Below are 26,478 nucleotides of genomic sequence, written 5' to 3' on the forward strand. Positions count from 1 at the left end.
GAAGCGGCACCAGAATCCGCGTATGTACTATGCGTCTGCATAACTCGTAGCAATTGGGATTTTGGCTGTCTGATCTTTAAGCGAACGCCAATCCCAACTGCACGTTTCCTTGAGAAGCTTCCCCTGTGTTATTCCTAGTAAAACCATGTTTTTCAAACAGTTTTATCTCGAAAGTTTAGGTCACGCCTCCTACTTTGTTGGCTCCGAAGAAACCGGCGAAGCCCTGGTGCTTGATGTGCGTCGCGATGTTGACACCTACTTCGACACGGCCCGCCAGCAGGGGATGCAGATCCACTATGCCGCCGATACCCATCAGCACAACGACTACCTTACCGGCATTTGCGAACTGCCTGAGCGCGGCGACGTGCAGCTGATCGGCAGTGCTCGGGCCGAACTAGGCTACAGCGTGCGGGGAATGGGCGATGGCGATCGCCTGGAGATGGGCGAAATCGTCTTTGAGGCGATGCAAACCCCAGGTCACACCCCAGAGCATATGAGCTTTCTCGTCACCGATCGGGGTCGGGGCGATGAACCCGTGATGCTGCTCTCTGGTGGCGCACTGCTGGTGGATGATGTCGGTCGCCCCGATTTACTCGGCTCAGACGAAGACATTCGCCGCCATGCGGGACAACTCTGCCAGACGCTACAAGAAAAAATTCTCAAGCTGCCAGATTATGTGGAAGTCTATCCCACCCATGTGGCCGGTTCCCTTTGCGGCGGCAGCATCGGTAGCCGCCTCTCCACCACCATTGGCTACGAGCGTCGTATGAATAAAATGCTGGCGAACCTGGCCTCTCAGGATGATTTTACGAAGCAATGCTTAGATTTGTCGGAGCTGCCCACCGTCCCGCCCTACTGGCCCCGCATGCGAAAAGCCAATCAGCAGGGACCGGCGCTCTTGGGCGTGCTGGCCGATCCACCACCGCTTACCGTCAAGCAGTTTGAGCAGCTGCAAAAAGACGGTGCAATGGTAGTAGACTGCCGCTCGCCCGAAGCCTTTGCCAGCCATATTCCCGGTGCGGTCAATGTCGCCCTGAGCGCATCCTTTGCTACCTGGGCCGGGTCGGTGCTGCCGCCAGATGTGCCCCTGATTCTGGTGCTAGAGCGCTCCAGCGATCTGTGGGAAGTCTGCTGGCAACTGCTGCGGATTGGCTACGACCTGCCCCAGGGGTGGCTGGCGGGCGGCATGAAAACCTGGCGCACAGCGGCGCGGGAGATTGAGTTTTTGCCGTTGTGGAGTGTACATACCCTGCGGGAGCAACTACAACGGCAGGATGATCTGTTTGTGCTGGACGTGCGCCAAAAAGGGGAATGGAACAGCGGCCATATCAAAGGCGCGACGTTTATTACTGGCGCTGAACTACCCGATCGCCTGGATGAAGTGCCCCGCGATCGCCCCATTGCGGTTGTGTGTGGCAGTGGCTATCGAGCGTCGGTGGCGGCCAGTCTACTCCAGCACCACGGCTGGCGCGATGTTGCCAATGTGTTGGGGGGGATGAGCGCCTGGAAACGGGCCAACTACGAAATGGTTTGACGCTAGGTCAATCCAGGCCTCACGTTCTCATTAATACCGATTGAATTCAACAGATTAAGGGTGCTGAAATTAGCTGAAACTTACAATGGTTTTTGGGACAAAGCTGCCTAGGAGACACCAATTGAATCGTTTCATCCATTCCCCCGAATGGAATATCGCGATTTTCGCCTTCTTGCTGAACTTCTTTTGGGAAGTTCAGCAAATGCGTTTCTTCTTGCTACCGTCAGACCTGTCGTGCCAGGAAAGAGTCACAAATTGTACATTAGCGACTGTAGGTGATGTCGGTATTGCACTGCTGGCCTTTTGGACTGTTGCGGCGATCGCTCAATCTCGCCAGTGGCTACGACGGCCCAATGTCCAACGGATGGGTATTTTTGTGCTGGTGGGTGTCGTTGTCACTGTAGTTTTTGAACTCTTTGCGACAGGGATTTTGAACCTTTGGCAATACGCCGACACCATGCCGATCGTGCCGTTATTGGGAACGGGTGCGTTGCCGTTTTTACAGTGGGTTTTAGTGCCCCCCCTCGTCGTTTGGTTTGCCAGACGGCATCTGGTTTAACTGGGGTTGATTCATCTTCAAGAAAGTGAAAGGCGCGATCGCCCTCCTCTTCAGCAGCTAGCGATCGCGCCTTCAGTTCAGCCTTGTGACAGGCTACGGTTTGTACATCACCGTCGATGGTGGTGCGCCATCGCTGGAAAACGCCGCCTCATCTGCCTGTTTTGGCTTGGGCATGAACCAGCGACCAAACCGGGCATAGAGCGCCGGAATCACCAGCAGCGTCAGGGCAGTGGAGGTAAACAAGCCCCCCAGCACTACGATCGCGAGGGGTTGGAGGATTTCGTTGCCCGCCCCGCTGGCGATCGCCAAAGGCAGCATCCCCAAGGCCGAGGTCAGCGCCGTCATTAGAATGGCGTTCACCCGCTCCAGAGAACCGTGAAATACCGCTTTCTGCAGAGGTAGACCCTCGGCGAATTTGGTGTTGTAGTTGTCCACTAGCAGCAGGCCGTTGCGGACGGCGACCCCAAACAGCGTAATAAAGCCGATCAGCGAGGCTACCGACATCACCCCACCCGTCAGCAAAATCGAGACAATGCCCCCCACCAGCGCCAGGGGCAGGTTGATCATGATCGCCACCGTCGCGGGCAGCGACTTGACGGAGAAGAACATCAGCACGGCAATGGCGATCGCCGCCAAGATGCTGTACACCAGCAGGCTGTTGGTGGCGTTTTGCTCCGCCTCAAACTGGCCGCCGTACTGAATGAAGTAGCCGCTGGGCAGTTGCACATTCTCCCAAATCTGGGCCTGGATGTCGCCGACGACGCTGCCCAGATCGCGATCGGCGACGTTGGCCGACACCACAATCAGGCGCGACACATCTTCCCGGTTGACCACGTTTGCCCCCATGCCGTAGCCAACATCGGCCACATCGCCCAGGGCAATGATTTCCCCGGTTGGCGTGGAGATGGGAAGGTTGCTGATGGCATCCAGGCTGTTGCGATCGCTCTCCGCCAGCGCCACGGTTACGTCGATGAGCTGCTGATCTTCCGGCACCTGGGAGACGACACGCCCGTTCAGGGCCGTTTCTACCACCTCGGAGATCTGGGCCATGGTCAGGCCGTAGCCAGCAGCGGCTGCCCGGTCGTACTGAATCTGCACCTGGCGGATGGGTAATTGCGGCTCCAGTTGCAAGTCCACTACCCCAGCGATCGGTTCAATGGTGTCACGCACCTGTTCCCCGATGCTGCGCAGTTCGGCCAGGTCAGGGCCGAAGATTTTGATGGCGATCGCGCTCCGCACCCCCGACAGCACCTCATCCATGCGGTGGGAGATAAATCCACCGATATTGGGTGCCACCCCCGGCAGTTCCAGAAACGCCTCCCGCAGTTGCTGGACGCTGGCTTCGCGGTCTTTCAGGGCTTCGTCGCTGAGTTCGACATCAACGTGGGCCATATTTACACCCGCCCCATCGGCATCGCCGGGGGATCGTCCGGCCCGCACCTGCACCCATTCATAGAGAGGATTGTCCTTCAGGGAGTTGGCCAGGGCTTTACCCGCCCCTACGGTGATGTCCAGAGAAATGCCGGGAAACAGCACCATGGAGTTGACCAGGGATTTTTCCTGAAACTCAGGCAGGAAAACGCGACCGAGGGAGGGAACCACTGCCGCTGTCGCCACCAACGCCGCCAACGCCAGCGCCAGAATGATCTGTGGTGCCCGCATGGAAAATCCCAACAGTGGACGATAGATGCGTTCCGCTAACCGCGACACAAAGGTGCCTTCCTGAGGCAGATTCTGATTAGCCAGCAAAATTGCGCACAGGGCTGGGGATAGCGTCATCGCTACCAGGGTCGAGGCCATGATGGAGAACAGGTAGGCCAGTCCCATCGGGGCAAAGATGCGGCCTTCCACACCCGTCAGGCTAAAGATGGGGGCAAACACCACAACAATAATTACCGTGGAAAAAATCACCGCCAGCCGCACCTGTACCGACGTGTCAAACACCACCTGAAAAGGATGCTTGGGTCTGCCCTGGGCCTGGTTGGTCCGCAGACCGCGATAGCAGTTCTCCATATCTACAATGGAGTCATCTACCACCGAGCCGATCGCCACCACCAAGCCGCCCAGGGTCATGGTGTTGATGCCCAGGCCAAAGGCTTTCATGAACAACAGGCCAATCAGCAGCGATAGGGGAATGGCACTGAGGGTGATGATAGCTGTGCGCCAGTTCATCAAAAACAGCAGCAGAATAATCGAGACGATGATGATGCCTTGAATTAAGGATCCGCTGACGTTGCGAATGGCGGAGTCGATGAAGTTCGCCTGTCGGAAGGTGCGCGTCACCTGCACGTCGGAGGGAAAGGTGGACTGGAGTTCGGCGATCGCCGCCTCTACCGCATTCGTCACCGTGGGCGTGTCCACCTGCGGCTGCTTGTTGATCATCAGCACTACCGCTGGCTCACCGTTGAGGCTGGCATCCCCCCGCTTTAGCGCCGCCCCAGTCTGCACCGTCGCCACATCCCGCAGCAGAATCGGCTCACTATCCTGCACTTTCACGACGGACTGCTGCAAATCCTCGATAGACTGCATCTGGCCCATACCGCGCACCAGCAGTTCTTGGCCGCCGCCAATCAAAAAGCCGCCTGGAGCACTGGAGTTTGCCCCCGTCGCCGCAGCGGTAACTTCGTTGAGGGACACGTTCAGGGCTTGCAGGCGCTCAGGATCCACTAGCACCTGCTCCTGCCGCTCGTCGCCGCCGTAAACCGTCACCTGCGACACCCCCGGCACCGAGAGAATCTGGTTCTTCAGGGTCACGTCCACCAGGCGGCGCAGCGCCATCAGGTCGGTTGGCCCCTGCCCATCCACGGTAAAGGCGTATTGCAGAATCGTACCCAGCGGCGACACCAGCGGCGAGATTTCCGGCGGGTGGGCATTCTCCGGCAGTTGACTGGTGACCTGTTGCAGTCGCTCGGTCACCGCCTGCCGCGCCTGGTAAATGTCGGCATTCTGGTCAAACACCACGCTGACCATCGACAGCCCCACTTTGGAGGACGATCGCACCGTCGTCACCCCCGGCAGCCCGTTCACCGCACTTTCGATCGGCACGGTGATCTGGGTTTCCACTTCCTCTGGGGCTAACCCAACGGCTTCCACCTGCACATCCACCTGGGGCGGGGCGAAGGGCGGAAACACATCCAACGGCATCTGGGTGACGCTAAAGACGCCCCAGATCGTGACGGCGATCGCCCCCGCCACAATAAACCACCGCTGGGCAATGGAATTTTTGAGAATTTGATTTAGCAGCGCGTTCAGCATTTACCTAAACGCCCCCCTTCTTGCCACCACCTAAAACAACCACTGCACCCACTAACAGAACTGCACCCGCTCCGAGGGCCGCAATCACACCCATTGGAAAACCTCCGGAAGCTTCTGTCGTTTCAGCGGAGGCCTCTGCCACTTCGCTCGCTTCCATCTCGGTAGATTCCATCTCGGTGGATTCCATCTCAGTAGCCTCTGCCACAGGCGCTTCAGCGGGAACTTCACTCGTCGTTTCAGCCGCTGCCGGTTCGGCTTCTGCGGTTTGCGTTTTGCGAGACTCGGCATAGAGCGACAGGCTGCCCTGGGTGACGAGCTGTTCACCTACCGACAACCCTTCTAAAATGGCAACCATTTCGCCCTGGCTTTCGCCTGTTGTGACGGGCACCGGCTCATAGAAATTTTCATACTGTACAAACACCAGTTGCCGACCGTTGTCTTCGACCAGAGCCGTAACGGGAATCAAAACGGCACCGCTACCATCGGCGGCAGACTCAATGGGATCCACCTGAATCCCCAACAGCGAATCGGTTTCGGCATTCACCTCAACCCGGTTCACGCCGCCTTCGGCCTGAAACTCATCGCCATGACCGACGTGCGCCAGGGCAGCAGGCGTACTCAAAGCAAGGCTCAACGCCAGAACAGAACTCAATAACGGTAAGCGCTTCATGGGATCCTCCTCACAGTTGCGACAGCGCGAAGCAAAATCCTCAACAGGGTGCCACAGGGAAGATGAAAACCAGATGAAACGGAAGCGACTCCGGTAGAATCGGCTTCGTGGTGGATAGCTCCAGTGCCATGCGCGTCCTGTTAGTAGAAGACGAAGAAGATTTGGGACAGGCGATTAAGCAGGTGCTGGTCGGCGAAAAGTACGTGGTGGACTGGGTCACCGATGGGGCGCAAGCCTGGTACTGCCTGGAAAATCAGTGGGCCGACTACACCGTGGCGATTTTTGACTGGCTGCTGCCAGAACTCTCTGGCCTGGAGCTATGTCAGCGGCTCAGGTCGCATCACAATCCCCTCCCCGTCCTCATGCTGACCGCGTTAGGACAACCGGAAAATCGCATCGCCGGACTGGATGCCGGAGCCGATGATTACCTCGTCAAACCCTTTGTGATGGACGAGCTGCTGGCCCGACTGCGCGCCTTGCAGCGGCGATCGCCCCAGCTCAAACCCGAGCAGTTGACCGTAGGTGCGTTCACCCTGGACGATGCCAACACCCAACTGCTCGTCAACCTGCCGAATCAGCCGACCCAGGAAATTCCTTTAACCTTGAAAGAGTTTCAGGTGCTGGCTTATCTCATGGAAAACGGCGATCGCATCATCCCCGGCAGCAAGCTGCGCTCCCAGCTTTGGGACATTGACGAAGAACCCGTCAGCAACGTCGTTGCCGCCCAAATTCGCCTGCTGCGCCGCAAGTTTGCCCGCTACGCCTGCGACTGCCCCATCGAAACGGTGCCGGGGCAGGGGTATCGCTTTCGGGTGACACCATGAACAGCCAGCAGCTCTTTCGCCGCAGTCGCCTGCGCCTCGCCGCCTGGTATGCCCTGGTAATGGGCGGTATTTTGAGCCTGTCGGGGTTCGGTATGGCACGGGCGCTGGTGCAGGCCAACTGGGTGGCCCTGGAGCGCGAAATTGAATCTATCGCAGGTACGCTCCACGACAGTCTGGAGCCGATGTTGCCGCCCTCCGAAGATCCGACTGAGGTATTGCAGCAGATCTTGCCGGACCTGTGCATTGTAGAGCAGCCCTGTGAGCCAAATCCGTCGCTGATACAACGCCATACGCTGGGAATTAGCGATCGCACCACCTACTACATTCGCCTGTTCGACGATCAGGGCAACCTGCTGGCCTTTTCGACCAATCAGCCGCAACCGCTGCCGGACACGCTCAATACCGCCCCCTGGCAAACCCTCCAGACCGCAGACGGCCCCCGCTACCGCCAGTTCACCACCATTCTGCACAGCGCGGCCCATGCTCATGCCCCTGGTGAGGCGACCCATGAACATCCCTCCTGGGGGTATTTGCAGGTAGGGCGTACCCTGGCTCCCTTCGATGCCGAACTCCAGCGACTGCGGTGGATTCTAATCGGCGGCTTTCCACTGGCGTTGGGGCTGATTGCGATCGCAAGTTGGGCGCTGTCGGGGCTGGCCATACAGCCGATTTATCAGTCGTACCAGCGGCAGCAGCAGTTTACCGCTAATGCGGCCCATGAGCTGCGATCGCCCCTCGCCAGTCTGCTCGCCACGGTGGAAGCGATTCTCCGCCTGCCCCCAGAACAAGCGGCACAGGTGCCCGTGTTGCTGCATACCGTAGAGCGTCAGGGTCGTCGCCTCAGCCAGCTTGTGGCCGACCTGCTCTTGCTCACCAGCCTGGAGCAAGACACTGCCGCTAAGCCCCCTCAGCCATGCTGCCTGAACGATATTGTTGCCGACTTAACCGAAGAACTGGCAGAGTTAGCAGCCACGACTGACATTCACCTCAGCAGCCAGATTCTAGATACCCAAATCTATGTTGCGGGTTATGAGTCTCAGCTCTATCGCCTAGTGTCTAACCTCATAGCTAATGCCATTCAGTACACACTGCCAGGAGGCTCTGTGGTCGTGAGTTTAGCGACCCACGATCGCGCTGCCACCATCACCGTCAAAGATACGGGAATTGGCATCCCCGCTGAGGAGCAAAACCGCATTTTTGAGCGCTTCTATCGGGTCAACAGCGATCGCTCCCGCAAGACTGGCGGGACAGGCTTGGGCTTGGCGATTGCCCAGGCGATCGCCAAGCGGCATCATGGGCAAATATCCGTCACCAGCGAAGTTGGGAACGGCAGTATGTTTGTCATTCAGCTTCCGCTGGCAGCAATCTCCCCTTCTGGGCAACAGGGTACAACGTCATCGCCATTCCGCTAGCGGCGGGGGTGCTGTCGGCCTGGGGGATTGTGCTCTCGCCTGCGGTGGGCGCACTGATGAGCCTTTCGACCGTGATTGTGGCGATTAATGCGGTGACGCTGCGTCGGGCAAAGCTGACTTGACGGATGATATCTGAATTGAGGGTGTTATCCGCCATCTGTGACAGATAACACCGCAATAAAGGGTATTATCCATCAAATATGACGCTGAATACATAGTCAGACTTCTCTTTTCTCTTTTGCGATAGTACAATTGAACACTACTAATTAGAGCACATAGGCAGGCATGGGAAGTAATCGATTTAATACAATTGAACGCGAAGGTGTGAATGCAGTAGAACGTGCTTTTCTAGACATCGGCTGGATCTTTAGGGAGCAACCAATAGTCGATGTCGGAATTGATGCTCAAGTGGAGGTTTGTATAGACGGAAAACCAACGGGACAATTAATTGCCATACAGATTAAATCTGGTAGTAGTTGGTTCAGCGAGAAGGTCAAGAATGGATTTCTGTATCGAGGATCAATAACGCATCTCGAATATTGGAAGAGTTACTCATTGCCTGTAATTATCGCTTTATATAAACCTGAAGATCATCAAGTTCACTGGCAAGCAGTTCAGGAGAGATATATCGAGACGACTAGAAAAGGATGGAAGATCATTGTTCCATTTGATCAGAATATAAATGAGTCCTCTATTCCTAAATTGCTTAAGCTAGCATCAGCCTACATTGTGGATGCAATGTTACCCGCTGTTCCATATTGCATTCATACGCAAGAAATTGTTACTCAGCTTGCAGAGATTCATAAAGTAGATTTACAAGAAACAGGAGCTTGGTTTCAACTAGAACATAAAGACAAATATCACCTCCCTTTGAACATCGAAACAATGGGTTATGGATTAATCAGTGTTAGGCATTTAAATTATGATGGCGAAGGATTGAACCGTGAGGTAGTCTTTGATCCAAGTATCATATTCTTTACCCAGTATGAAGACCCACGCGGTGATTGGGATCATTGGGTTCCTGTTAGTATGACTCAATATGACTTTTGCTTAGGTGTTAAACACTTTGTGTGTGCAAGCGTTGAAGAAAATGGATTAGTTGTCCTAGACAAGACTTTGCAGAAGGATATTGCATCTTTCGCAGAGAATTGGGCAAGAATATTACGGCAAAATGGTTGGACTAAATATGGTCAGAAGTCAAAAAAACTTAAACATGCCGTGAAGTCTAATAATTCAAATTCAGCGGATGGTTGAAAGGTACTGGTGGTAAGTTTGAGGTATTTGCCGCTGCTGATTTGAGCCGTTAGAGAGCTAGGTTCACACCGCGATACAAGTCCCTAATTTCAATCTTCAACCCAATACTCCTCAAGTAAACTTGCTCACCCTCAACATAGATCTCGGTTTCCCATTGACCAGAATTTGGTGTCACTCGCCGCCGACATTCAACCCTCATTTCATCTTGAGAAATCAACACATATTCTTCCAAAGAATCTAGCGACTGATAATCCTCAAACTTGACGCCTCGGTCAAATTCCTCCGTCGAAGGAGATAGCACCTCGGCGACGAGTTTTGGGTAGCGCTTCACGTAACGATCTTCCCTATCGCGCGGATCGCAGGTGACAAACGCATCAGGATAGTAGAAAAAGTCGTCGGCATAGTTGACCTTGACATCTCCCGAAAAAAACTGGCAGTCGCCATCTCGTAAATGCAGATTGATTTCCGTCAGCAAATTGATGCTAAGGCGGCTATGGTCGTCGCTGCCGCCCGCCATTGCGTAAACCAAGCCCTGCCGATACTCATGGCGAATGACATTCTCCTGCTCCATCGCCAGATATTCTTGCGGGCTAAACCCGGCTGGAATTGCAATCATCGTGGCGATCGCCCCATCGAGACGTGACTGACACTCTTAATCTAACGAACGCAGAAGTCTTTTAAGACGACTTGGGCAGAGTAATTGCAAACGTGCTGCCCTTGCCGGGTTGACTCTGCACCTGAATATCCCCGCCGTGGGCCTGGGCGATCGCTAGCGCAATCGACAGTCCCAGGCCCGACCCGCCGCTATGGCGAGAGCGATCTTTTTCGACTCGGTAGAAGCGATCGAAAATTTTGGTCTGGTCTTCTGGCGCAATGCCGACTCCAGTATCTTCAACCGTCACCACCGCCTGATTTTTTTCGCCTTCAGGAAATGTCTTGCGAATAGTCTGCTGGAGCCGGATGCTCACTTTTCCGCCTGCGGGGGTGTGCTGGAGAGCATTGCTGACAAGGTTGAATACCAATCGATAGAGGTGTTCTTCATTGCCCATAACCACGATCGCAGGATTTTCGGGTTGATTCAGGATGAGGTGAACGTCGCGGGCGATCGCCAATGCCGCTAGTTCTTCTTCAATGTCGCTGAGAATATCCTGCAAACAGCAAGGTGTTTTGGCTGATGGCACCTGGGTATCCAACCGAGACAGCAGCAGCAAATCGCTCACAAGATTGGTCAGGCGTTGATTTTGACGGTTGATCACCTGTAGCGTCTCGCGGGCCTCAGCGTCAGAAATTTTGGGCAAGCGCATCACAGATTCCGTGGTGGCTTGAGTCGCCGTCAGGGGGGTGCGCAGCTCGTGGGCGGCATCGGCAGTGAACTGCTGAATTTTGCGGTACGACACCTGCACCGGCCTCAGAGCCAGCCCCGCCAGCCACCAGCTGGCCGCCGCAATCAGCCCTAGCGTGATGGGCAAGCTGAGCAAAATAATTCCCCGAATCGTGGTCAGGTAGGCGGCAAAATCGTGGAACGAGCGCCCCACCAGCAGCGTTCCCAGGCGGCTCTGGTCATTCAGGTTGTAGAGGGGCAGCGCGATCTGGCGGTACTGGCTGCCGTCCTCAGTCCACAGGGTTTGCCAGGCCGCCTCGGTGCTAGTCGGGGGCAGCCCCTCAGGCCAAATGCCCGCCGTGGCCATCAGTTCACGTTCTAAAGACACAACTCGAAAGTAGTAGCTGCCGCGATAGGGCGACCCGCTGTGGTGCCCCCGCGATGGCTCAAAGGGAACCCGACAGGGTTCCCCGGCAACGCACAGGTTTGGCAGCAAGTTGGGCGAAACGCCATCGATTTCGCCGTTGGCGGTCAGGGTGGCTTCGAGGGCATCGTGAACCGTTTCGGCCACAGATTTGAGTTCGCGATCGGCGGTGACGCGGTGGGCATGGGCGATCGCCTCATACACCCCAAACCCGCTGATGCCCAGCACCACCGCCATCACGCCGGTATACCAGACGGTGAGCTGTCGGCGGCTGCGGCGAAACAGCCTATTGGGTGTTGAGGCGGTATCCCATGCCATAGACAGTCTCGATAAACTCTTCACAGCCATACTGCGCCAATTTTCGACGGAGCAGGCGCATCTGGGCCGCCACGACGTTGCTGTTGGGCTCAGCCCCAATTTCCCAAAGCTGATTGAGCACCTGATCGCGGGTCAAAATTTGATTGGGATGCTCCATGAAATATCGCAGCAGTTGAAACTCTTTTTGGGTGAGTTCGATGGGTTTTTCGTCAAGTTCGCCGGAGTGGAGGAAAGCGATTCTGCGATCGCAGTCCAGCACTAGCGGCCCCACCTGTAGCTTACTGGGTTTGAGTTCGGGCGATCGCCGCCGCAGTGCCCGCAGTCGCGCCAGCAGTTCCGCCATGCTAAAGGGCTTCACCAGGTAGTCATCGGCCCCGGCATCCAGACCAGCAATGCGGTCTTCAATCTGATCCTTAGCTGTCAGCATCAGGATAGGCAGAGCATGATGGTGCGACCTGAGCCACTCACACAGCTCAATTCCCGACTTTCCCGGCAGCATCCAGTCGAATACCCCTACCGTGTAGAGCGATAGGTCGTGCTCCAGATAGGCCAGCGCCTCATCCCCCGACTGCACCCAGTCCACCACGTAGGCTTCCTGGGTCAGGGTGCGCTTGATGGCTTTGCCCAAATCGGGCTCGTCTTCAACCAGCAGAATTCGCATGGCATTCAAGTAAATTTCCTGGGCGGTTGATTTAGCATCAAGGTTTTCGGGCTTGTGGTTCAAACATCGAGGTGTCGATTCCCAACACCTGTTGATACTTGATGTACAGAAAGGCGATTAGGGTCTCCCAACCCTTCAGCTCTTCGGCCAGCTGCCCGTATTCCTGGGGCATTCCGGCTATCACCTGGTCAGTGACCAACGCTACCTGATTCCTGATTGACGTCTAAACGACGATTTCTGGCCACCTGGAAGATAACGCCATCCAGCAGGCGCTCAAAGGTCTGTTTATCCACCGTTTGAGCAGAGTCGACGGTTTTGATCACCTTAGCAACGACGCGGTCGAGTTCGCGCATCGCGTTGCGGGGAGAGTTGGGTAGCTTCATACAGTTAACCGATGAGGGTAGTTGACAGCCCAAAGGTCACAGTACTGCTATTTTGAGCCTAAATCCTCAAGTCGGTTTTAGAGTCAAGGGAAGCAAATCGTCAGGCCAAACAGGTTGTGCCTAAATTTCATTTTGATTTGAACATTGGCTGATAGAGTCCGGTTTAATCTAGTGCTTTGAATTATCTTCAGGGAAAACCGTATGCGTGTTCAGCCTTGCCGAGCCTCTGTTTGGGCCAGCTCAGTATTGGGGCTTGTGCTGGTATCGGCACCGATCGCGGCTCTGGCCCACACTGGCCACGACCACGGGGCTGAGTTTCAGTCGGGGACCAGCCAACCCGCCAGCGGCATTCGGGTAGACTCGGCCACCGCCGAGCGCCTGGGCATTCAGGTGGTGCCCGTCAAGCGAGAGGTTTTGAGCCTGGGCCTGCAAACCACCGGAGAGCTGATTGCCCAGCCAGACAAGGCCGTGATGGTAAATGCGCCAATCAACGGCACAGTGGTTGAGCTATTGGTCGAGCCCGGTGAAACGGTGACCGCCGGACAGCCGCTGGCGCGAATCCTTGCGCCTGATTTGATTGACCTGCGGGTCAGCGCTCAGGAAGACCGCGTCGGGGCCGAGGCCGATTTACGCTCCGCCGAAGCTAACCTGACCCTGGCCCAGCGCAACTACGAGCGGCAGGGGGCGATCGCCACCACCGAAATTCAGGCGGCCCAAAAGCAGCTCGATCTCGCCCAGGAGCGCTTTACCCAGGATGAGCGGTTGCTGGGAGCGGGGGCGATCGCCCGGCAGCAGTTTCTAGAATCTCAATCCGAGTTAGCTGAAGCCCAGAGCAACCTCACCCGCGCCCAGAGCCAGCAGCCCCTGCTCGAAGCCCAGGCCGAGCTAGAGCGCGCCAGGGCCACACTCGCCGCCGCCCGTTCCCAGGTGCAGCTCAGCACCGCCGCCTACGAGACGCGCCTGCAACAGCTCAACAGCCCCGCCACCGAGCAGGGCATGGTGACCATCAATGCCCCGATTGCGGGCAAAGTAGCGGAGCGGCCAGTCACCCTAGGGGAAGCGGTGGAAGAGGCCGTCACCCCGCTGCTGAGCATTGTGAATGGCGACAGCCTGCGGGTGACGGCCAATGTCTATGAAAAAGACCTGGGCACCGTGGCCCCCGGACAGTCTGTACGCATCACCGTTGCCAGTTTGCCGGATCAGTTCTTTACCGGCCAGGTGATTACAGTGGGGGCCGTGGTGGATGGCACCAGCCGCGTGGTGCCCGTGACCGCTGTTCTAGAGGATGCGGGCGATCGCCTGAAGCCGGGCATGTTCGCCGAGCTAGAGATTTTGACCGAGCAAACCCCGACCCCAGTGCTCACCGTTCCAGCCAGTGCTGTAGTCGATGCCGACGGTAAATCTCTGGTGTTTGTGCAAAACGGCGATGCCTTTGAGCCGGTGGAGGTCACCCTGGGCCGCACCGCTGGCGACGCGGTAGAGGTGCAGTCTGGCCTGTTTGAAGGCGATCAGGTCGTCACCCAGGGCGCGTTGCAGCTCTACGCCCAATCCCTGCGGGGCGACGGTAGCGAGGCTGAAGCCGAAGCCGATATGGCAACGACCCGCCAGGGCGCTCCCCTGTGGCTGTTAGCGGTAGGCGGCGTGGGTGCGATCGCCGCCACCGCCACCACCGCCTTTCTCCTCGGTCGCCGCTCCCGCCCAGTCCCGGTACATGCCCTCAATGGCTCGTCCCCCGATCCCAACTCCTCCTTTGCCGCCGTCCCTATCGCCCAGGAACCCGTCGCCGTCGAAGACAAGTAGGTTGGGTGAAACGAAGTGGAACCCAACAAAATCCTCACCAATGTTGGGTTCCGCTGACGCTCCACCCAAACTAAAGCTGAAGCGTTAGCCACCCACTCACCTACCCATCCACCCTCCTACCCATCCACACCCTCCATGCTCAACGCCATTCTCAAATGGTCCATCGCCCAGCGCTGGATTGTGGTCATCGCCACCGTCCTCATCACCCTCTACGGCCTGCGTACCCTGGGCCAGATGTCGCTGGATGTGTTCCCCAGCTTTGCCCCGCCCCAGGTCGAGATCCAGGCAGAAGCGCCTGGCCTGGCCCCGGAAGAAGTGGAATCTCTGGTGACGCTGCCGATTGAGAGCGCGGTGAACGGCACACCAGGGGTGACGGCGGTGCGCTCCACCTCCGTTGCGGGGGCCTCGGCGGTGCGGGTGGTGTTTAGCTGGGGCACCGACGTCTACCAGGCCCGGCAGCTGATTACCGAACGGCTCCAGCAGGCGCAGGCCCGATTACCGGAAGGGGTCGAAGCACCCCAGTTGGCTCCCCTCAACTCGCCCCTGGGCATCGTGCTGGAATACGCCTTTACGGCTGAGTCTACCCCGCTGATGGAGGTGCGGCAGCTGGTCGATCGCCAGGTCACCAATCGGCTGCTGGCGGTGCCAGGGGTGACGCAAATTACCACCTTTGGCGGCGAAGAGCGACAGTATCAGGTATTGGTGAATCCGGCCCAGCTCAGCGCCTTTGGCGTCACCTTAGAAGAGGTGAGTGCGGCGGCGGCGGCGGCGAACCAAAACGGGGCCGGGGGCTACTTGATTGACGCCGATCAGGAACTGCTGATTCGTGGTGTTGGCCGCATCGAGTCGATTCAAGACTTGCAGCAGGCTGTGGTGACGGCGCGGGAGGGTAAGCCTGTGTTGCTCCAGGATGTGGCGGAGGTCACCATTGGCCCCGCCCTCCTGCGGGGCGATGCCAGCCTGAATGGGGAACCCGCCTTGGTGATGCTGATCAATAAGCAGCCTCTGGCCGATACCCTGACCGTGACAGACCAGGTGGAAGCCGCCCTTGAGGAAGTCGGCCCCAGCCTGCCCCCCGATGTCACCATTACCCGCACCTTTCGGCAGGCGGATTTCATCGAAGCCTCCATCCACAACGTGCGCGACTCTCTGCGGGACGGCATCATTATCGTCTCTGTCATTCTGCTGCTGTTTTTGATGAACTGGCGCACCGCCGCCATTACCCTCAGCGCCATCCCCATGTCGCTGCTGATCTGCCTGATTCTGCTGGACTGGTTTGGCCTCAGCGTCAACACCATGACCCTGGGCGGGCTGGCGGTGGCGATCGGCTCGGTGGTAGACGACTCGATTGTGGATATGGAGAACTGCTACCGGGGGCTGCGGCGCAACCGCCAGTTGGGCAGTCCCAAGCACCCCTTTCAGGTGGTGTACGACACGTCGGTGGAGGTGCGCACCAGCGTGCTGTTTTCCACGGTGATTATTGCGGTAATTTTCGCGCCGATTTTTTCCCTCACTGGGGTGGAAGGCCGCATCTTTGCGCCAATGGGGATCGCCTACCTGGTGGCGATTTTTGCCTCTACCCTGGTGGCCCTGACCCTGTCGCCTGCCCTCTGCGCCTTTCTGCTGGCCGCTGCGCCGCTGCCGGAAGAAGATACCTGGGTGTCGCGCCGCAGTCAGCGGCTCTATCAGCCGGTGCTGCGGCTGGCCCTGGGGCGACCCAAGCTGATCCTGCTAATCGCGATAGGGGCTCTGGTGGCCTCCCTATCGCTGCTGCCCGCCCTGGGACGGGTCTTTCTGCCGGAGTTTCAGGAGCGATCGCTCGTCGCTTCCATGAACCTGTTCCCCGGCAGTTCCCTGGCGGCGACCAATCGGGCTGGGCTGGCGGTGCAGCAGGCGCTCCAGGACGATCCCCGGTTTGAAACCCTTCAGATGCGCTCTGGGCGAGCACCGGGCGACCCGCACGTGGTGGGCTCCAACTTTGCCGAACTCGACATCGAGCTGAGCGACGCGGGCATGAAAGACCGGGAGGCCACCCTGGAGATGCTGCGGGCTGAGTTTGAGAAGATTCCGGGAGCCCCCGCCAGCGTGGGGGGCTTTATCTCCCACCGCATGGACGAGGTGCTGTCTGGGGTGCGGAGCGCGATCGCGGTGAAAATCTTTGGCCCCGATCTGGCCGAGCTGCGCCGCCTGGGCACCGAAGTCACCGAAGTCATGGGCGGCGTTGAGGGCATCGTGGACTTGCAGCTCGCGCCCCAGTTGCCCGTGCGACAGATCCAGATTCGTTTTGACCGTACTGCTGCGGCCCGCTATGGCCTGACGATGGAAGCCCTGGCCGACACGATCGAAACCGCCCTTAATGGTCGCGTGGTCTCCCAGGTGCTCGAAAACCAGCAGCTCTTTGACCTGGTGGTGTGGTTCGAGTCGGGCGCTCGCGGCAACCCCGACACCCTGCGGGACATGCTGATCGACACCCCCGCTGGCCAGCGCATTCCCCTCGCTCAAATCGCCCAGGTGGACTACGGCACCGGCCCCAACGCCATCAGCCGGGAAAACGTGTCCCGCCTGATTATCGTGTCGGCTAACGTCAGCGATCGCGACCTGGGTTCCGTCATCACTGACATTCAGGAGGCGGTGCGCCAGCAGGTGACATTCCCACCGGGCTACTTCATTCAGTACGGCGGCCAGTTTGAATCGGAACAGCGCGCCACCCAAAACCTGCTGGTGTTTGGGGCGCTGGCCCTGGTGGTGATTGCCGTGCTGATGTACTTCACCGTCAAGTCGCTCCCCGCCACGGTGATGATTCTGCTAAACCTGCCGCTGGCGATCGTGGGGGGCATTTTCTCGGTGGCGATCGGCGGTGGCGTCCTTTCGGTGGCCTCCCTGGTGGGGTTCATCACCCTGTTTGGGGTGGCGGTGCGCAACGGTCTGCTGCTGGTCGATAACTACAACCAAAAGCTGGCGACGGGCATGCCCCTGAGGCAGGTGATTTTCACGGGTTCGATCGAACGGCTCAACGCCATTCTGATGACCGCCTTCACCTCTGCCTTAGGCATGTTGCCCCTGGTGATTAGCTCTGGCCCAGGTCGAGAGATTTTGCAGCCCCTGGCGATCGTCGTGCTGGGCGGGCTATTCACCTCTACTGCCCTGACCCTGCTGGTGCTGCCCGCTCTTTATGCCCAGTTTGGTCGCCATCTGGTGCCCCCTGAGCCGGGTGAGCGACCCTCAACCGACTCATTGCCAGACGCTGAGGCGATCGCCACCCGGCAACCGATCAGCTCAATTTAGTGGTTTCAAGTTTTTCCGGAGATTTATCCATGCGTATCCAACTCCTGTCTGCCCTGTTGATGACCGTTGCCCTAGCCCTGACCGCCTGCGGTGGCTCCGAGACGGTAACCGCTCCCGACGATGCCGCCGCCCCTGCCGAAAGCGCCACCGCTCCCCCGGAGGCTGAAGCCCCTGCCTCAGAAGACCACAGCGCGGCCAGTAAAGGCGGTCAAGTTGTTGAGACGGGGGCTTACCACATGGAACTGGTGCCCGTGCCAGAAGCTGACGGCATTCACCTGGATCTGTATCTACAAACGGGCGACACCCATGAACCCGTCGCCGATGCCACCGCTGTCGCCCAGGTGCAGCTACCCGACGGCACCCAGCAGGAAATTCCGATGGAGTACGACGCCGCTGGCGAACATTTCTTTGCCTTCATCCCCAGCCAGGTCTCAGGAGAGTATAAAACCGTGATTCAAACCGACATCCAGGGGGAGAAAGTCAACGGGCGGTTCAACTTTTCAAAGTAGATAAACCGTAGCGAGCATGATCGCTTGGTCAATAGTTCGGAGTTGTATCGAATCCGATCCACAAACCCCGATTCAAAACCGATATCTGGTAGGGAGCATTGCACTGCAATGCCCCTACAAAGCGGGTGTATACAGACAGGATTTTGTATTACCTAGCATCCCGGCGGCAAGAAAACTTTTTTTAGCGGATTTTCTTTGGCTCAACCTCTTGACCTTAAAGTTCACTGTAGGCTTTAGGGTAGCGTTATCAACATATTTGATGCCGCTGGGCATCGCGAGGTAAACCGATGACCGCTACCCTTCCCAACTCCCAAGCAACCCATATCGATCTCCAAACGCCAATCAGGCTCTACCGCATGTCTACTCCCAAGCACGAGTGTCCCTGGGGGCTGCGGGCGGTGAATCTGCTCAACGAGAAAGGCATTGCCTTTGACGATATCAAGCTCACCTCTCAAGATGAAGTCGCTGCATTTAAAGCCCAGCACGACGTGGCAACAACGCCTCAAATCTTCTTTGGCGATCGCCGCATCGGCGGCTACACCGACCTGGCCGCTTACTTCGATGTCGAGGCAGAAAAGGCCGAGTATTCCTACACTCCGGTCGCCGCGCTATTTTCCACCGCTGGCCTGATGGCTCTGGCCACTTCCCTGGGAGTTCCAGGCTTTATGGGCATCTCCCTCTCCATGCTGGCGTCCTTGAAGCTGATGGATCTCGACGCCTTTGCCGAAAGTTTCGCCAAATATGACCTGGTGACGCGACGGTTCAAGCCCTATGGCAAGGTGTACCCCTTCGCAGAACTCGCGATCGGGTTGGGCTTCCTCTCCGGAGTTGCGCCCCTGGCAACCGGCATCGGCTCGCTGGTGGTAGGCGTCAGTGGGGCGGTGTCGGTTTTCAAAGCCGTCTACATCGACAAAATGGCGCTCAACTGTGCCTGCATCGGCGGCAACTCAAAGGCACCATTGGGGGTCGTGAGTTTCGCCGAAAACGCCATTATGGCGCTGATGGGGGCAACCTTAATCTTCTCCGCCGTGGGAAACCGTGAGGTGGAACCGCAAGCGGTGTTGTCGCCTCAGGAAGCAGCTATCGTTCAGGTGCAGGCGATCGAATAGGGGGAGCGATCGCCGAACACCGGCCTCAAACGGCGATCGCCCTCAATTTCATTTCCATTTCATGATCATGCGTCAGGCTAGTGAGCTGAATTATCTTAGAAAAAGCACTAGCCTGACGTTCTGGTGGGGAGGAATTTATGAACCGTCGTTTGTTTACGTCTACGCTAGTCGTGGTGGGCCTGGTTTCAACGGGGATCGCCGCGACAGGCTGCTCACTGGCCCAAGGCCCCCATGCTCAAAATGGCACAGAAGTGGCTGAGCAGGTAGCGATCACGGCCGAAATTACCGTCTTTCGCAGCCCGACCTGCGGCTGTTGCGGTCAGTGGATTGAGCACATGAAAGCCGCTGGCTTCATCGTCAAAGACAATCTGACTGAAGACCTGACTGCTATCAAAGAGCAGTATGGTGTCCCTGCCAATCTGGCCTCTTGCCACACAACGATTGTGGATGGTTACGTCGTTGAAGGTCACATTCCCGCTGAGGATGTGCAGAGGCTATTGACTGAAAAGCCGGACGTTGCCGGTATCGCCGTTCCGGGAATGCCCATCGGTTCTCCCGGTATGGAATCCGGTAGTTACGTCGAGCCCTACACCGTCTTCTCCTTTACCGAGTCGGGTGAACCTGTTCCTTTTGCAGAACACTCTTAAATAACAATGGCTGAACGTTCCAAATCCAGACGCCGCAAAGCTCAAGGCCCCAATATTCTCGCGATTGTGCTTGGCCCCATTGGCATCACAGTGCTGATGGTAGCGGTGATTGGTACCCTCTGGTATCGCAATCGGCCCGAGCAAGTTGCCTTTGAACCCGACACCACCATTGGCGAAACCGCTCTGGTTTCAGTGCAAACGTTTCCTGACCAGGGGCGCGAGCACGTCGAGCTAGGAGAACCCGTAGACTATGACAGCGACTTCCCCACCTCTGGCCCTCACGACCCCAACCCCACAATGCCGGGAGTATATACAGATGTTCAACGGCCCGAACAGCTGGTGCATTCGTTAGAGCATGGCAACATCGTCATCTATTATGACCAGCCCGCAGCAGAGACTAAAAAGGCGCTGGTAAGCTGGGCCGATCAGTTCTCTGGTCCCTGGGATGGGATCGTTGTGGTTCCCAAGGCAGGATTGGGCCAGGATATCGTTCTCACAGCCTGGACGAAAAAGCTAGTGATGCCGGAATTTGATCCGCAAGCTGCGGCCACCTTTATTGATGAATACCGGGGACGGGGACCCGAAAACCCGGTGCGGTAGTTATCAGTCGGCTTATCTCAAACTGTACTGGAGGGTGATGACGATCGCGTTGGCCTTTGAGGGCCGGTCTTTGACCATCGCCCAGTCAAACCCCACACACAACGGCGGATACCACCGCTGGGAAATCTGAGCGCCGATGTGTACCGAATGATGGAATAGGAGACGCGGCGATAGTTTTCTGCCCCATCGCCGCCGAATCTATTGGGGGTACCACGCCTGCCGCCACTGCTGCATCTGGTCGATTTCCGCCTGCTGTGTATCGAGAATATTCTGGGCGACCTGGCGCAACTCAGGACGCTCACTATTCTCCAACGCTTGCTCGGCCATCGCCAGCGCCCCTTCATGGTGCGGAATCATGGCGTTGATAAAGCGCAGGTCGAATTCAGCATCGGCCTTGCCTAAATCGCCGCTCATCATCATGGCGGTTTGCATTTCCGATGTCATTACCATGGTGTGACCCATCTGGGCGTCATACATCACCAGCTCTGCTCCCGCATCGGGATACCAGGCTTGCCGCCATTGCTGCATCTGATTTATTTCCGCCTGCTGTGCCCCAATCACCGCCTCCGCTAGTTGCTTCATCTCGACTCGTTGAGAGTTTTGCAGCACCGCTTCGGCCATCGCGATCGCCCCTTGGTGGTGCAGAATCATACCGTCAATAAAGCGCAAATCAAATTCGGCATCCTTCGGTCCCAGATCCATCGTCATAGCATGGTCGGCCATAGCGGTATCGCCCATAGGCAGGGTATGTGTCTCGGAACCTTGAGACGTCATCTGGGAGGGACTGCATCCAGCCAAAATCGCTGGCGCTGAGATTAAACCTCCGACCAATACCCACGAAGCAAACGTTCGTTGCAAGCGCATATCGGTCTACATCCTTTTCTCATCAAGATGTGAACAGCCGTTTTCGGGTGAAGCGTTGAAGCGCTGACTCACTCGAATTACCGCTGACGTTCATTATGAGCTTAGAAAAGTGAAATCAGCGTGAAATGACAACGGCGCTGATTTCATCATTTTTTCGTTGGATACGAAACTGTATCCAACAAGCTTGCTTGCCTTATGAGGTTAATCTTCGGAACTCTTTATTTTTTTCGGTTTCCGTACAGTGGCTTAACGGATAAGATCTAGCTAATCTCCTATTTCCATAGCCCAACCTTTCCGTTTAGAAGACGGCACCTGCTGCTGCCCAGCCATCCGAACCACATGGGCCGCATAGTTCATAGCCTCCTTCTTCCCCTGTTTGTCATGGATCAACCTCACCGTCTCACTCCCCGCCACCAGCATCAGCGTCACCTCCTTAGGCGAATACCCATCCCGCAATGCCCGCTGCGCTACCCGCAGCTCCAAACTTGCTGATGGTAACCCCGCTGAGTACCGCTCCCATCGAGCCAAAAGCTGCTCCCTCGTATTCACCGCCGTCGGTTCAGGAGCATCTACCCTTTGCTGCTTTCGTTCAACCGTCCGTCCAACCGCTCTAGCGACTCTATCAAGTGCTGCTGCAAAGCCAACTCGGTCTTGAGCTGCCCGTTCCAACTGCTCAACGCCGCAATTAACAGTCTCAACTGCTCCTGCAAAGTCGCCTGCGCATCGGAAGAGGTCTCGTCGCTGACGATACGCTGCAATTGCGCGACCAAGCACCCCAAGCTCTGGTTCCAGTGCTGCGGCCACATCGCCAAATCTTCCCCCAAGCTCTGGACGTGCTCTTCGAGGTGCAGCACCCGCTGCGTATTCACGCAGATCTCGGCCCGTAGCGGCTCTAAGCTGTTCTGCAACACGCTGGCCAATACGCTCTCCCACTGCTCTGGGGTCAAGGCTGGGGATGGGTTCTGGTTCGCGCTGTTCCCGTTCGAGTAATTGTCCATGGTTAATCACCTGTTGAGTTAAGGGCACGTAGTCACTCACGTTCTCCTTGGCCCGCGACACCTGGGCCAGCCGCACCAAGTCGGCCTGGCTGGTTGTGTACAACGTCACAGCCCGCTTCGCCCTGGAAATCGCCACATAAAACGCTTCTCGATTCGTCGTTTCGCCCAGCAGGGCCAGCACCCGCTCCGCCGTCTTGCCCTGGCTGCTGTAGGTGGTGCTCACCCAGGCGTAGTCGATGTATTGATTCCCACTGAGGTTGATCGTGGCGGTATGGCCCGCGCCATCCTGAATTGTTGCTGTCCCATCAGATCCCAGCTCCGTCACCACAAACCCTTGCCCATTGCGGATTCCGGCTTTGGAGTTGTTGCGTGTCCATTTGAGGCGATCGCCCACCGCCACCTCAATGGATTGAGTTGTATAAACGGTTTTGCGCGGGCACGCTGCTGGATTGATCGATAATACTGATCCACTCGGCGTCTCCAGTACCACTTGCTGGGCCTCGACATTCACCGCTACCACCCGGTACTGCTCCCCCCTCAGCAACCCCTGCTTCTGGTAATCCTGAACTGGTACCAGCACATCACCTGACGCATAGACTTTGAGGTAACTGGCCTGAGCCGTGGTTAGATCCTTCCGTCGCAAGCTCTGCAACACAAACCCATCCGCGCCCAAAGCACCCTCATCCTGCAATCCCACCCGCACCGCCTGAGTCAGGGCTAATCGCTCTGCGTTGGTTCCCGCCAACACCAGCGTAGTCTCCCGCTCTACCGCCGCCAGCGCCAAATAATCTGCCGCCACCTGCTGAATCCGCTCCTTGGTTTGAGATCCTTCCTTCACACACCCAGCCTGGGCCAGGATCTCAATGCCTTCATTGACCTGCCCCTGGGCCACCAACTCCACAGCCGATCGCAGCACCCCAGTCTGTTGTCGTCGATGGGTCTCCAGGTAAGCGGTTGACATTCCCCCTGCTTGTAAGCTCTTGAAGGGATTGCCTGCCTCTACAGCGGAGAGCTGTCGGGTATCGCCTACCAAGAGCACCCTTGCCTGCTCCAACGTTGCCCGCCGCAAGAGAGCATGGGCATCCTTCATGCTCAATAGCCCTGCCTCATCGACAATCCATAGCGTTGACTGAGGCGGTTCATCCAAGGGTTGAGACACCAATAATCCAGCAACCGTAATGGTTTGAATGCCCAGCGACTCTCCCAATACATGAGCGGCTTCAGCGCTGGGGGCCAAGCCTCGGATCAGGTAGCCCTGCCCTTGAGCCAGATCCTTCAACACGCTTAGGGCATAGGTTTTGCCAGCTCCCGCTACGCCTTGCCAGGCCATCACCGCATCTGGTGTGGTCGCTGCCATCTCCACCGCATGTTGCTGTTCAGGGTTTAAGGAGTGAGTTACCAGATCGTCCAACTGGGTACCGTTGGGGACAATTGCGCTCACCTGCCCCTGTCCCTGTTGCATTAAGCGGATGGTGTTGAGTTCCAAATTCAGTGCTGTCTGGGTGGTCAACTTGCCGTCGACAACTTTGATAAGTTCAAGGCTGTCGGCGATCGCCTCCTCAATCGCCTCAAACCCCTGCATCCCTAACTCGTGCTCAAAGACAAACCGCTCCAGCGTCGTCTGCCGAAACACCGACTCCCGCTCCCCACAGTGCTGGATTGCCGCGTCAATTACTGAAGCAGCCGATGGCTGATCGCCAATTGCTGGGGTATTGCCTTCTGGTAGCTCCGGCAGTTCTAGCCCCTTCAACTGAATCAGCGCATTCCACCCCCGCTGTAACAGCCCCTCGTCCACCTCCTTAGGTTTCCGCTTCCGTGACACCAGGGTCGCCGTTTCCCGCATCGCTCGATTGTTCTTGGAGCCTGTCGACTCCCACTCTTCGATCAGCTTTAGAATCTGCTGCCTGCGGGTCGAGAATGCCTTGAGCAGATCCGGCGAGTATCCCACTATCTCAAACTGCCCGTGGGCCTTTGGCTCAATTTGGTAGCCCTGCCGCCTCAGCGCTACCGCCAGTTCATTTTGATAAATCTGGCCCAGGAGCTTTTGGTTGGCGATCGCACTTTCATTGCTCAAACTAAACCACCGTCCATCCTCCAACTGCGTCGCATTCATCACCACACAATGACTGTGCAGCTGCGGCTCCGCCTCCCGACTAGTGGAATGGGTAAACACAGCTGCCGCAATATTCCCCGTCGTCACCTTGGTTCGCCCCGCTTCCGTTGAAACTCTGGTCTGGGCATAGCGCTCTTCCAACACCGATAGCGCTTTCGCCACCGCCTGATGATGGGCCTCCAACACTCGCTCGTCCTGCTGCACTAGGGCCGCAATACTGACACTTTTCGGGGCGCTGAAGGTAAAGTCGGTCGCCGCCCGTCGATTTTCTGGGTCAATTGCCTTTCCTGTCAGCGATCGCCCGTCGGTCGCCTGCCCCGAGAGCATCTGGCTGAAAGCTTGCTGATTAACTGTCCCAGCTAGACCCAACGACGCAGCTCCTTTACCCACCCACTGGGTCGGGTGAGCGGCTTCTTCAACCGAGTAATAGTCCTCGTGGGTGTAGTAGGTCTCCGCTTGAGCGGCAGAGAGATTACTCGTGGAAAGCATGGAGAAGCAAGGTTAAAAACACGACGCTCCGTTGAAGGGAAACTGAAGCGTCTTCAAAAACGGTAGAAACCCTGCGGGGAGGGCCGTTGTCCGGTTTTTGCCAAAACCTTGGCGTACTGTGTGGCCTCTCCGCGAAGCCCCCGATAGGGGCGCAGCACTCGGATACAGGACCCGAAATACAATTCCCATATTATCCCTGTTTTGCGCTTTTGGGCTAAATTTACGAATGTTGACATCCCATATATTCCCATTCCTGCAAATGTGGTCTATGGTAGGGATGTCGCGTTTGGAACGGCCTATGCCGCACGCTATGACTGAGAAACCAACGGTTTTGATGGTGGCTGACCTCGGTTCGTCAGCCTCGAAGGTTTTCTATCGGGTTGGGGGAGGGGCTACGCTGGCGCTGTGGATGGGTGCAGAAGTTGCTCCCAATTTATCCCAGGCGGTGCTGACTCAATTTCGGGGCAGCACTCGCCCTCAAGATTCTGCCTGGCTGGAGTTGGGTGAGCAGGTGGTGCTGGTGGGGGAGTCAGCGAAGGCCTGCTTGGAGTCCAACAGCATTCGCGCCAATAAGTCTGAGTTGGCGGCTTACAAGATTGCAGCGGCGCTGGGGGTAGTGGCTGAGTTGGAGTCGTTACCTCCTTCCTTTGAGGCGGTTCTCTGGTTGGCCTTACCCTTGACCGAGTTGGGCACCCGCGATGCTATCCGCAAGCAAGCGGAGGCCATTTGCCAGGGGGGATTTCGGTTTCGGGGGGAACCGCGGCGGGTGGGGCTGAGGATGCAGGCGTTTCCCGAGGGGTTTGGGCTGTACTTGAACAGGAAGGGTGAGTTGGAAGCGGTGGGACAGGAAATTAACCAGCGGCGTACCCTGATTGTGATGATGGGCCACCGCAACCTGTCGGTGCTTTGCTTTGATGGCGGCTCGCTGCGGGCGGCGGGGTCAAATTCCAATGGGCCAGGCTTCTGGCCGATATTTGAGAAGGCGGCGCGATCTGCTGGGGTGACCCAGCCCGACTATGGGTTTCTGATGGCGGCGATCGCATCCAATCAATCCCAACAGCTCTCCGTGGCGCATGGGCGGTTGTTTGACTTTAGTGAGCCGATGACAGCTTGCTTGGATACCTACTGGCAGGCGGTGCTGACCTACTGGCAAGACCAGGTGATGCCGCAGCTAGAGGTCATGAATACCGAGGTGATCATCAGTGGTGGCGCGTCGTCGATCCTTCGGTCACGGCTGAGTGCCTACTTTACTGAGCTGGGGTTGTCGCAGCAGGTGCTGTTTACCGAAGGTGGCCCTCGGCGGCTAGAGGCGCTGGTGCGGGGGGTGCCCGAATCGGCCCAGATTCCCTCCATGACATTACGAATGGCCGATAGCTATGGTCTGTTTCGGGGCCTGATCGGTACGCTCGATTCCGTCGCCGTTTAGAGTTTAGAAAGCACGTCGCAAAA

At 57.3% G+C, this 26,478-nt stretch carries 21 protein-coding genes; 12 read left to right on the forward strand and 9 right to left on the reverse strand.

The window, feature by feature from the left end; genetic code table 11:
* Positions 1–145 precede the first annotated feature (145 nt).
* Positions 146–1,534 carry an MBL fold metallo-hydrolase gene (locus NF78_RS21390; protein ID WP_035991500.1) on the forward strand — a complete coding sequence of 463 codons (1,389 nt, stop codon included), beginning with the start codon at positions 146–148 and terminating at the stop codon, positions 1,532–1,534.
* A 121-nt stretch (positions 1,535–1,655) separates the two neighbouring features.
* Complete coding sequence (locus tag NF78_RS21395; protein ID WP_035993598.1) at positions 1,656–2,093, forward strand: hypothetical protein; 438 nt, start codon at positions 1,656–1,658, stop codon at positions 2,091–2,093.
* Positions 2,094–2,186: 93 nt separating this feature from the next.
* On the opposite strand, the gene NF78_RS21400 is transcribed toward NF78_RS21395, so the two are convergent.
* On the reverse strand, positions 2,187–5,348 hold the full coding sequence (locus NF78_RS21400) for an efflux RND transporter permease subunit (RefSeq protein ID WP_035991502.1): 3,162 nt from the start codon (positions 5,346–5,348) through the stop codon (positions 2,187–2,189).
* 4 nt (positions 5,349–5,352) lie between these two features.
* Positions 5,353–6,018 (reverse strand): cobalt transporter, encoded by a 666-nt coding sequence (locus tag NF78_RS21405; RefSeq protein ID WP_035991504.1) that lies wholly within the window; start codon positions 6,016–6,018, stop codon positions 5,353–5,355.
* A 128-nt stretch (positions 6,019–6,146) separates the two neighbouring features.
* Between NF78_RS21405 and rppA (NF78_RS21410) the strand changes: the two genes are divergently transcribed.
* The 3 genes from rppA (NF78_RS21410) to NF78_RS29900 all read left to right on the forward strand — a co-directional run bounded on the left by rppA (NF78_RS21410) (position 6,147) and on the right by NF78_RS29900 (position 9,508).
* Entirely contained in the window at positions 6,147–6,842 is a 696-nt protein-coding gene (gene rppA / locus NF78_RS21410; RefSeq protein WP_035991506.1) for a two-component system response regulator RppA, read from the forward strand.
* Positions 6,839–8,254 carry a two-component system sensor histidine kinase RppB gene (gene rppB, locus NF78_RS21415; RefSeq protein ID WP_035991508.1) on the forward strand — a complete coding sequence of 472 codons (1,416 nt, stop codon included), beginning with the start codon at positions 6,839–6,841 and terminating at the stop codon, positions 8,252–8,254. Before rppA (NF78_RS21410) ends, rppB (NF78_RS21415) begins: the two co-directional genes overlap by 4 nt.
* Before the next feature lie 285 nt (positions 8,255–8,539).
* Complete coding sequence (locus NF78_RS29900) at positions 8,540–9,508, forward strand: DUF4365 domain-containing protein (protein WP_081972818.1); 969 nt, start codon at positions 8,540–8,542, stop codon at positions 9,506–9,508.
* Between the two features lie 49 nt (positions 9,509–9,557).
* Here the strand turns inward: NF78_RS29900 and NF78_RS21420 are convergent, their stop codons facing one another.
* The 5 genes from NF78_RS21420 to NF78_RS21435 form a co-directional block, all read right to left on the reverse strand.
* The gene (locus NF78_RS21420) at positions 9,558–10,124 is read right to left on the reverse strand and encodes a Uma2 family endonuclease (RefSeq protein ID WP_035991511.1); all 567 of its coding nucleotides are present in this window, start codon (positions 10,122–10,124) and stop codon (positions 9,558–9,560) included.
* Positions 10,125–10,185: 61 nt separating this feature from the next.
* Positions 10,186–11,571: a two-component system sensor histidine kinase RppB gene (gene rppB / locus NF78_RS21425; protein WP_035991513.1), complete on the reverse strand. Its 1,386-nt coding sequence runs from the start codon at positions 11,569–11,571 to the stop codon at positions 10,186–10,188.
* Entirely contained in the window at positions 11,540–12,232 is a 693-nt protein-coding gene (rppA, locus tag NF78_RS21430) for a two-component system response regulator RppA (protein ID WP_035993600.1), read from the reverse strand. The genes rppB (NF78_RS21425) and rppA (NF78_RS21430) overlap by 32 nt, the downstream gene beginning before the upstream one ends.
* A gap of 37 nt (positions 12,233–12,269) precedes the next feature.
* Positions 12,270–12,404 (reverse strand): hypothetical protein, encoded by a 135-nt coding sequence (locus NF78_RS33090; RefSeq protein WP_263970672.1) that lies wholly within the window; start codon positions 12,402–12,404, stop codon positions 12,270–12,272.
* 16 nt (positions 12,405–12,420) lie between these two features.
* Entirely contained in the window at positions 12,421–12,615 is a 195-nt protein-coding gene (locus NF78_RS21435) for a hypothetical protein (protein WP_035991515.1), read from the reverse strand.
* Positions 12,616–12,816: 201 nt separating this feature from the next.
* On the opposite strand from NF78_RS21435, the gene NF78_RS21440 reads away from it, so the two are divergent.
* The 6 genes from NF78_RS21440 to NF78_RS21465 all read left to right on the forward strand — a co-directional run bounded on the left by NF78_RS21440 (position 12,817) and on the right by NF78_RS21465 (position 20,565).
* On the forward strand, positions 12,817–14,415 hold the full coding sequence (locus tag NF78_RS21440; protein ID WP_072016217.1) for an efflux RND transporter periplasmic adaptor subunit: 1,599 nt from the start codon (positions 12,817–12,819) through the stop codon (positions 14,413–14,415).
* A 135-nt stretch (positions 14,416–14,550) separates the two neighbouring features.
* Positions 14,551–17,700 (forward strand): efflux RND transporter permease subunit, encoded by a 3,150-nt coding sequence (locus tag NF78_RS21445; RefSeq protein ID WP_035991517.1) that lies wholly within the window; start codon positions 14,551–14,553, stop codon positions 17,698–17,700.
* A 29-nt stretch (positions 17,701–17,729) separates the two neighbouring features.
* Positions 17,730–18,209 carry a hypothetical protein gene (locus NF78_RS21450; RefSeq protein WP_035991519.1) on the forward strand — a complete coding sequence of 160 codons (480 nt, stop codon included), beginning with the start codon at positions 17,730–17,732 and terminating at the stop codon, positions 18,207–18,209.
* A gap of 287 nt (positions 18,210–18,496) precedes the next feature.
* A complete protein-coding gene (locus NF78_RS21455; protein WP_052050820.1) occupies positions 18,497–19,318 on the forward strand; it encodes a MauE/DoxX family redox-associated membrane protein in 822 nt (273 codons plus the stop codon).
* Between the two features lie 137 nt (positions 19,319–19,455).
* Positions 19,456–19,965, forward strand: a complete 510-nt coding sequence (locus NF78_RS21460; protein WP_035991521.1) for a DUF411 domain-containing protein — start codon at positions 19,456–19,458, stop codon at positions 19,963–19,965.
* Between the two features lie 6 nt (positions 19,966–19,971).
* The gene (locus NF78_RS21465; protein WP_035991523.1) at positions 19,972–20,565 is read left to right on the forward strand and encodes a DUF3105 domain-containing protein; all 594 of its coding nucleotides are present in this window, start codon (positions 19,972–19,974) and stop codon (positions 20,563–20,565) included.
* A 198-nt stretch (positions 20,566–20,763) separates the two neighbouring features.
* On the opposite strand, the gene NF78_RS21470 is transcribed toward NF78_RS21465, so the two are convergent.
* Positions 20,764–21,339 (reverse strand): DUF305 domain-containing protein, encoded by a 576-nt coding sequence (locus NF78_RS21470; protein WP_197064937.1) that lies wholly within the window; start codon positions 21,337–21,339, stop codon positions 20,764–20,766.
* Between the two features lie 354 nt (positions 21,340–21,693).
* On the reverse strand, positions 21,694–25,029 hold the full coding sequence (mobF, locus tag NF78_RS21475; RefSeq protein ID WP_052050821.1) for a MobF family relaxase: 3,336 nt from the start codon (positions 25,027–25,029) through the stop codon (positions 21,694–21,696).
* 310 nt (positions 25,030–25,339) lie between these two features.
* On the opposite strand from mobF, the gene NF78_RS21480 reads away from it, so the two are divergent.
* Complete coding sequence (locus NF78_RS21480; RefSeq protein ID WP_156119917.1) at positions 25,340–26,455, forward strand: hypothetical protein; 1,116 nt, start codon at positions 25,340–25,342, stop codon at positions 26,453–26,455.
* The last annotated feature ends 23 nt before the right edge of the window (positions 26,456–26,478 follow it).

It is taken from the genome of Leptolyngbya sp. KIOST-1 (assembly GCF_000763385.1).
Taxonomy (GTDB): domain Bacteria; phylum Cyanobacteriota; class Cyanobacteriia; order Phormidesmidales; family Phormidesmidaceae; genus Nodosilinea.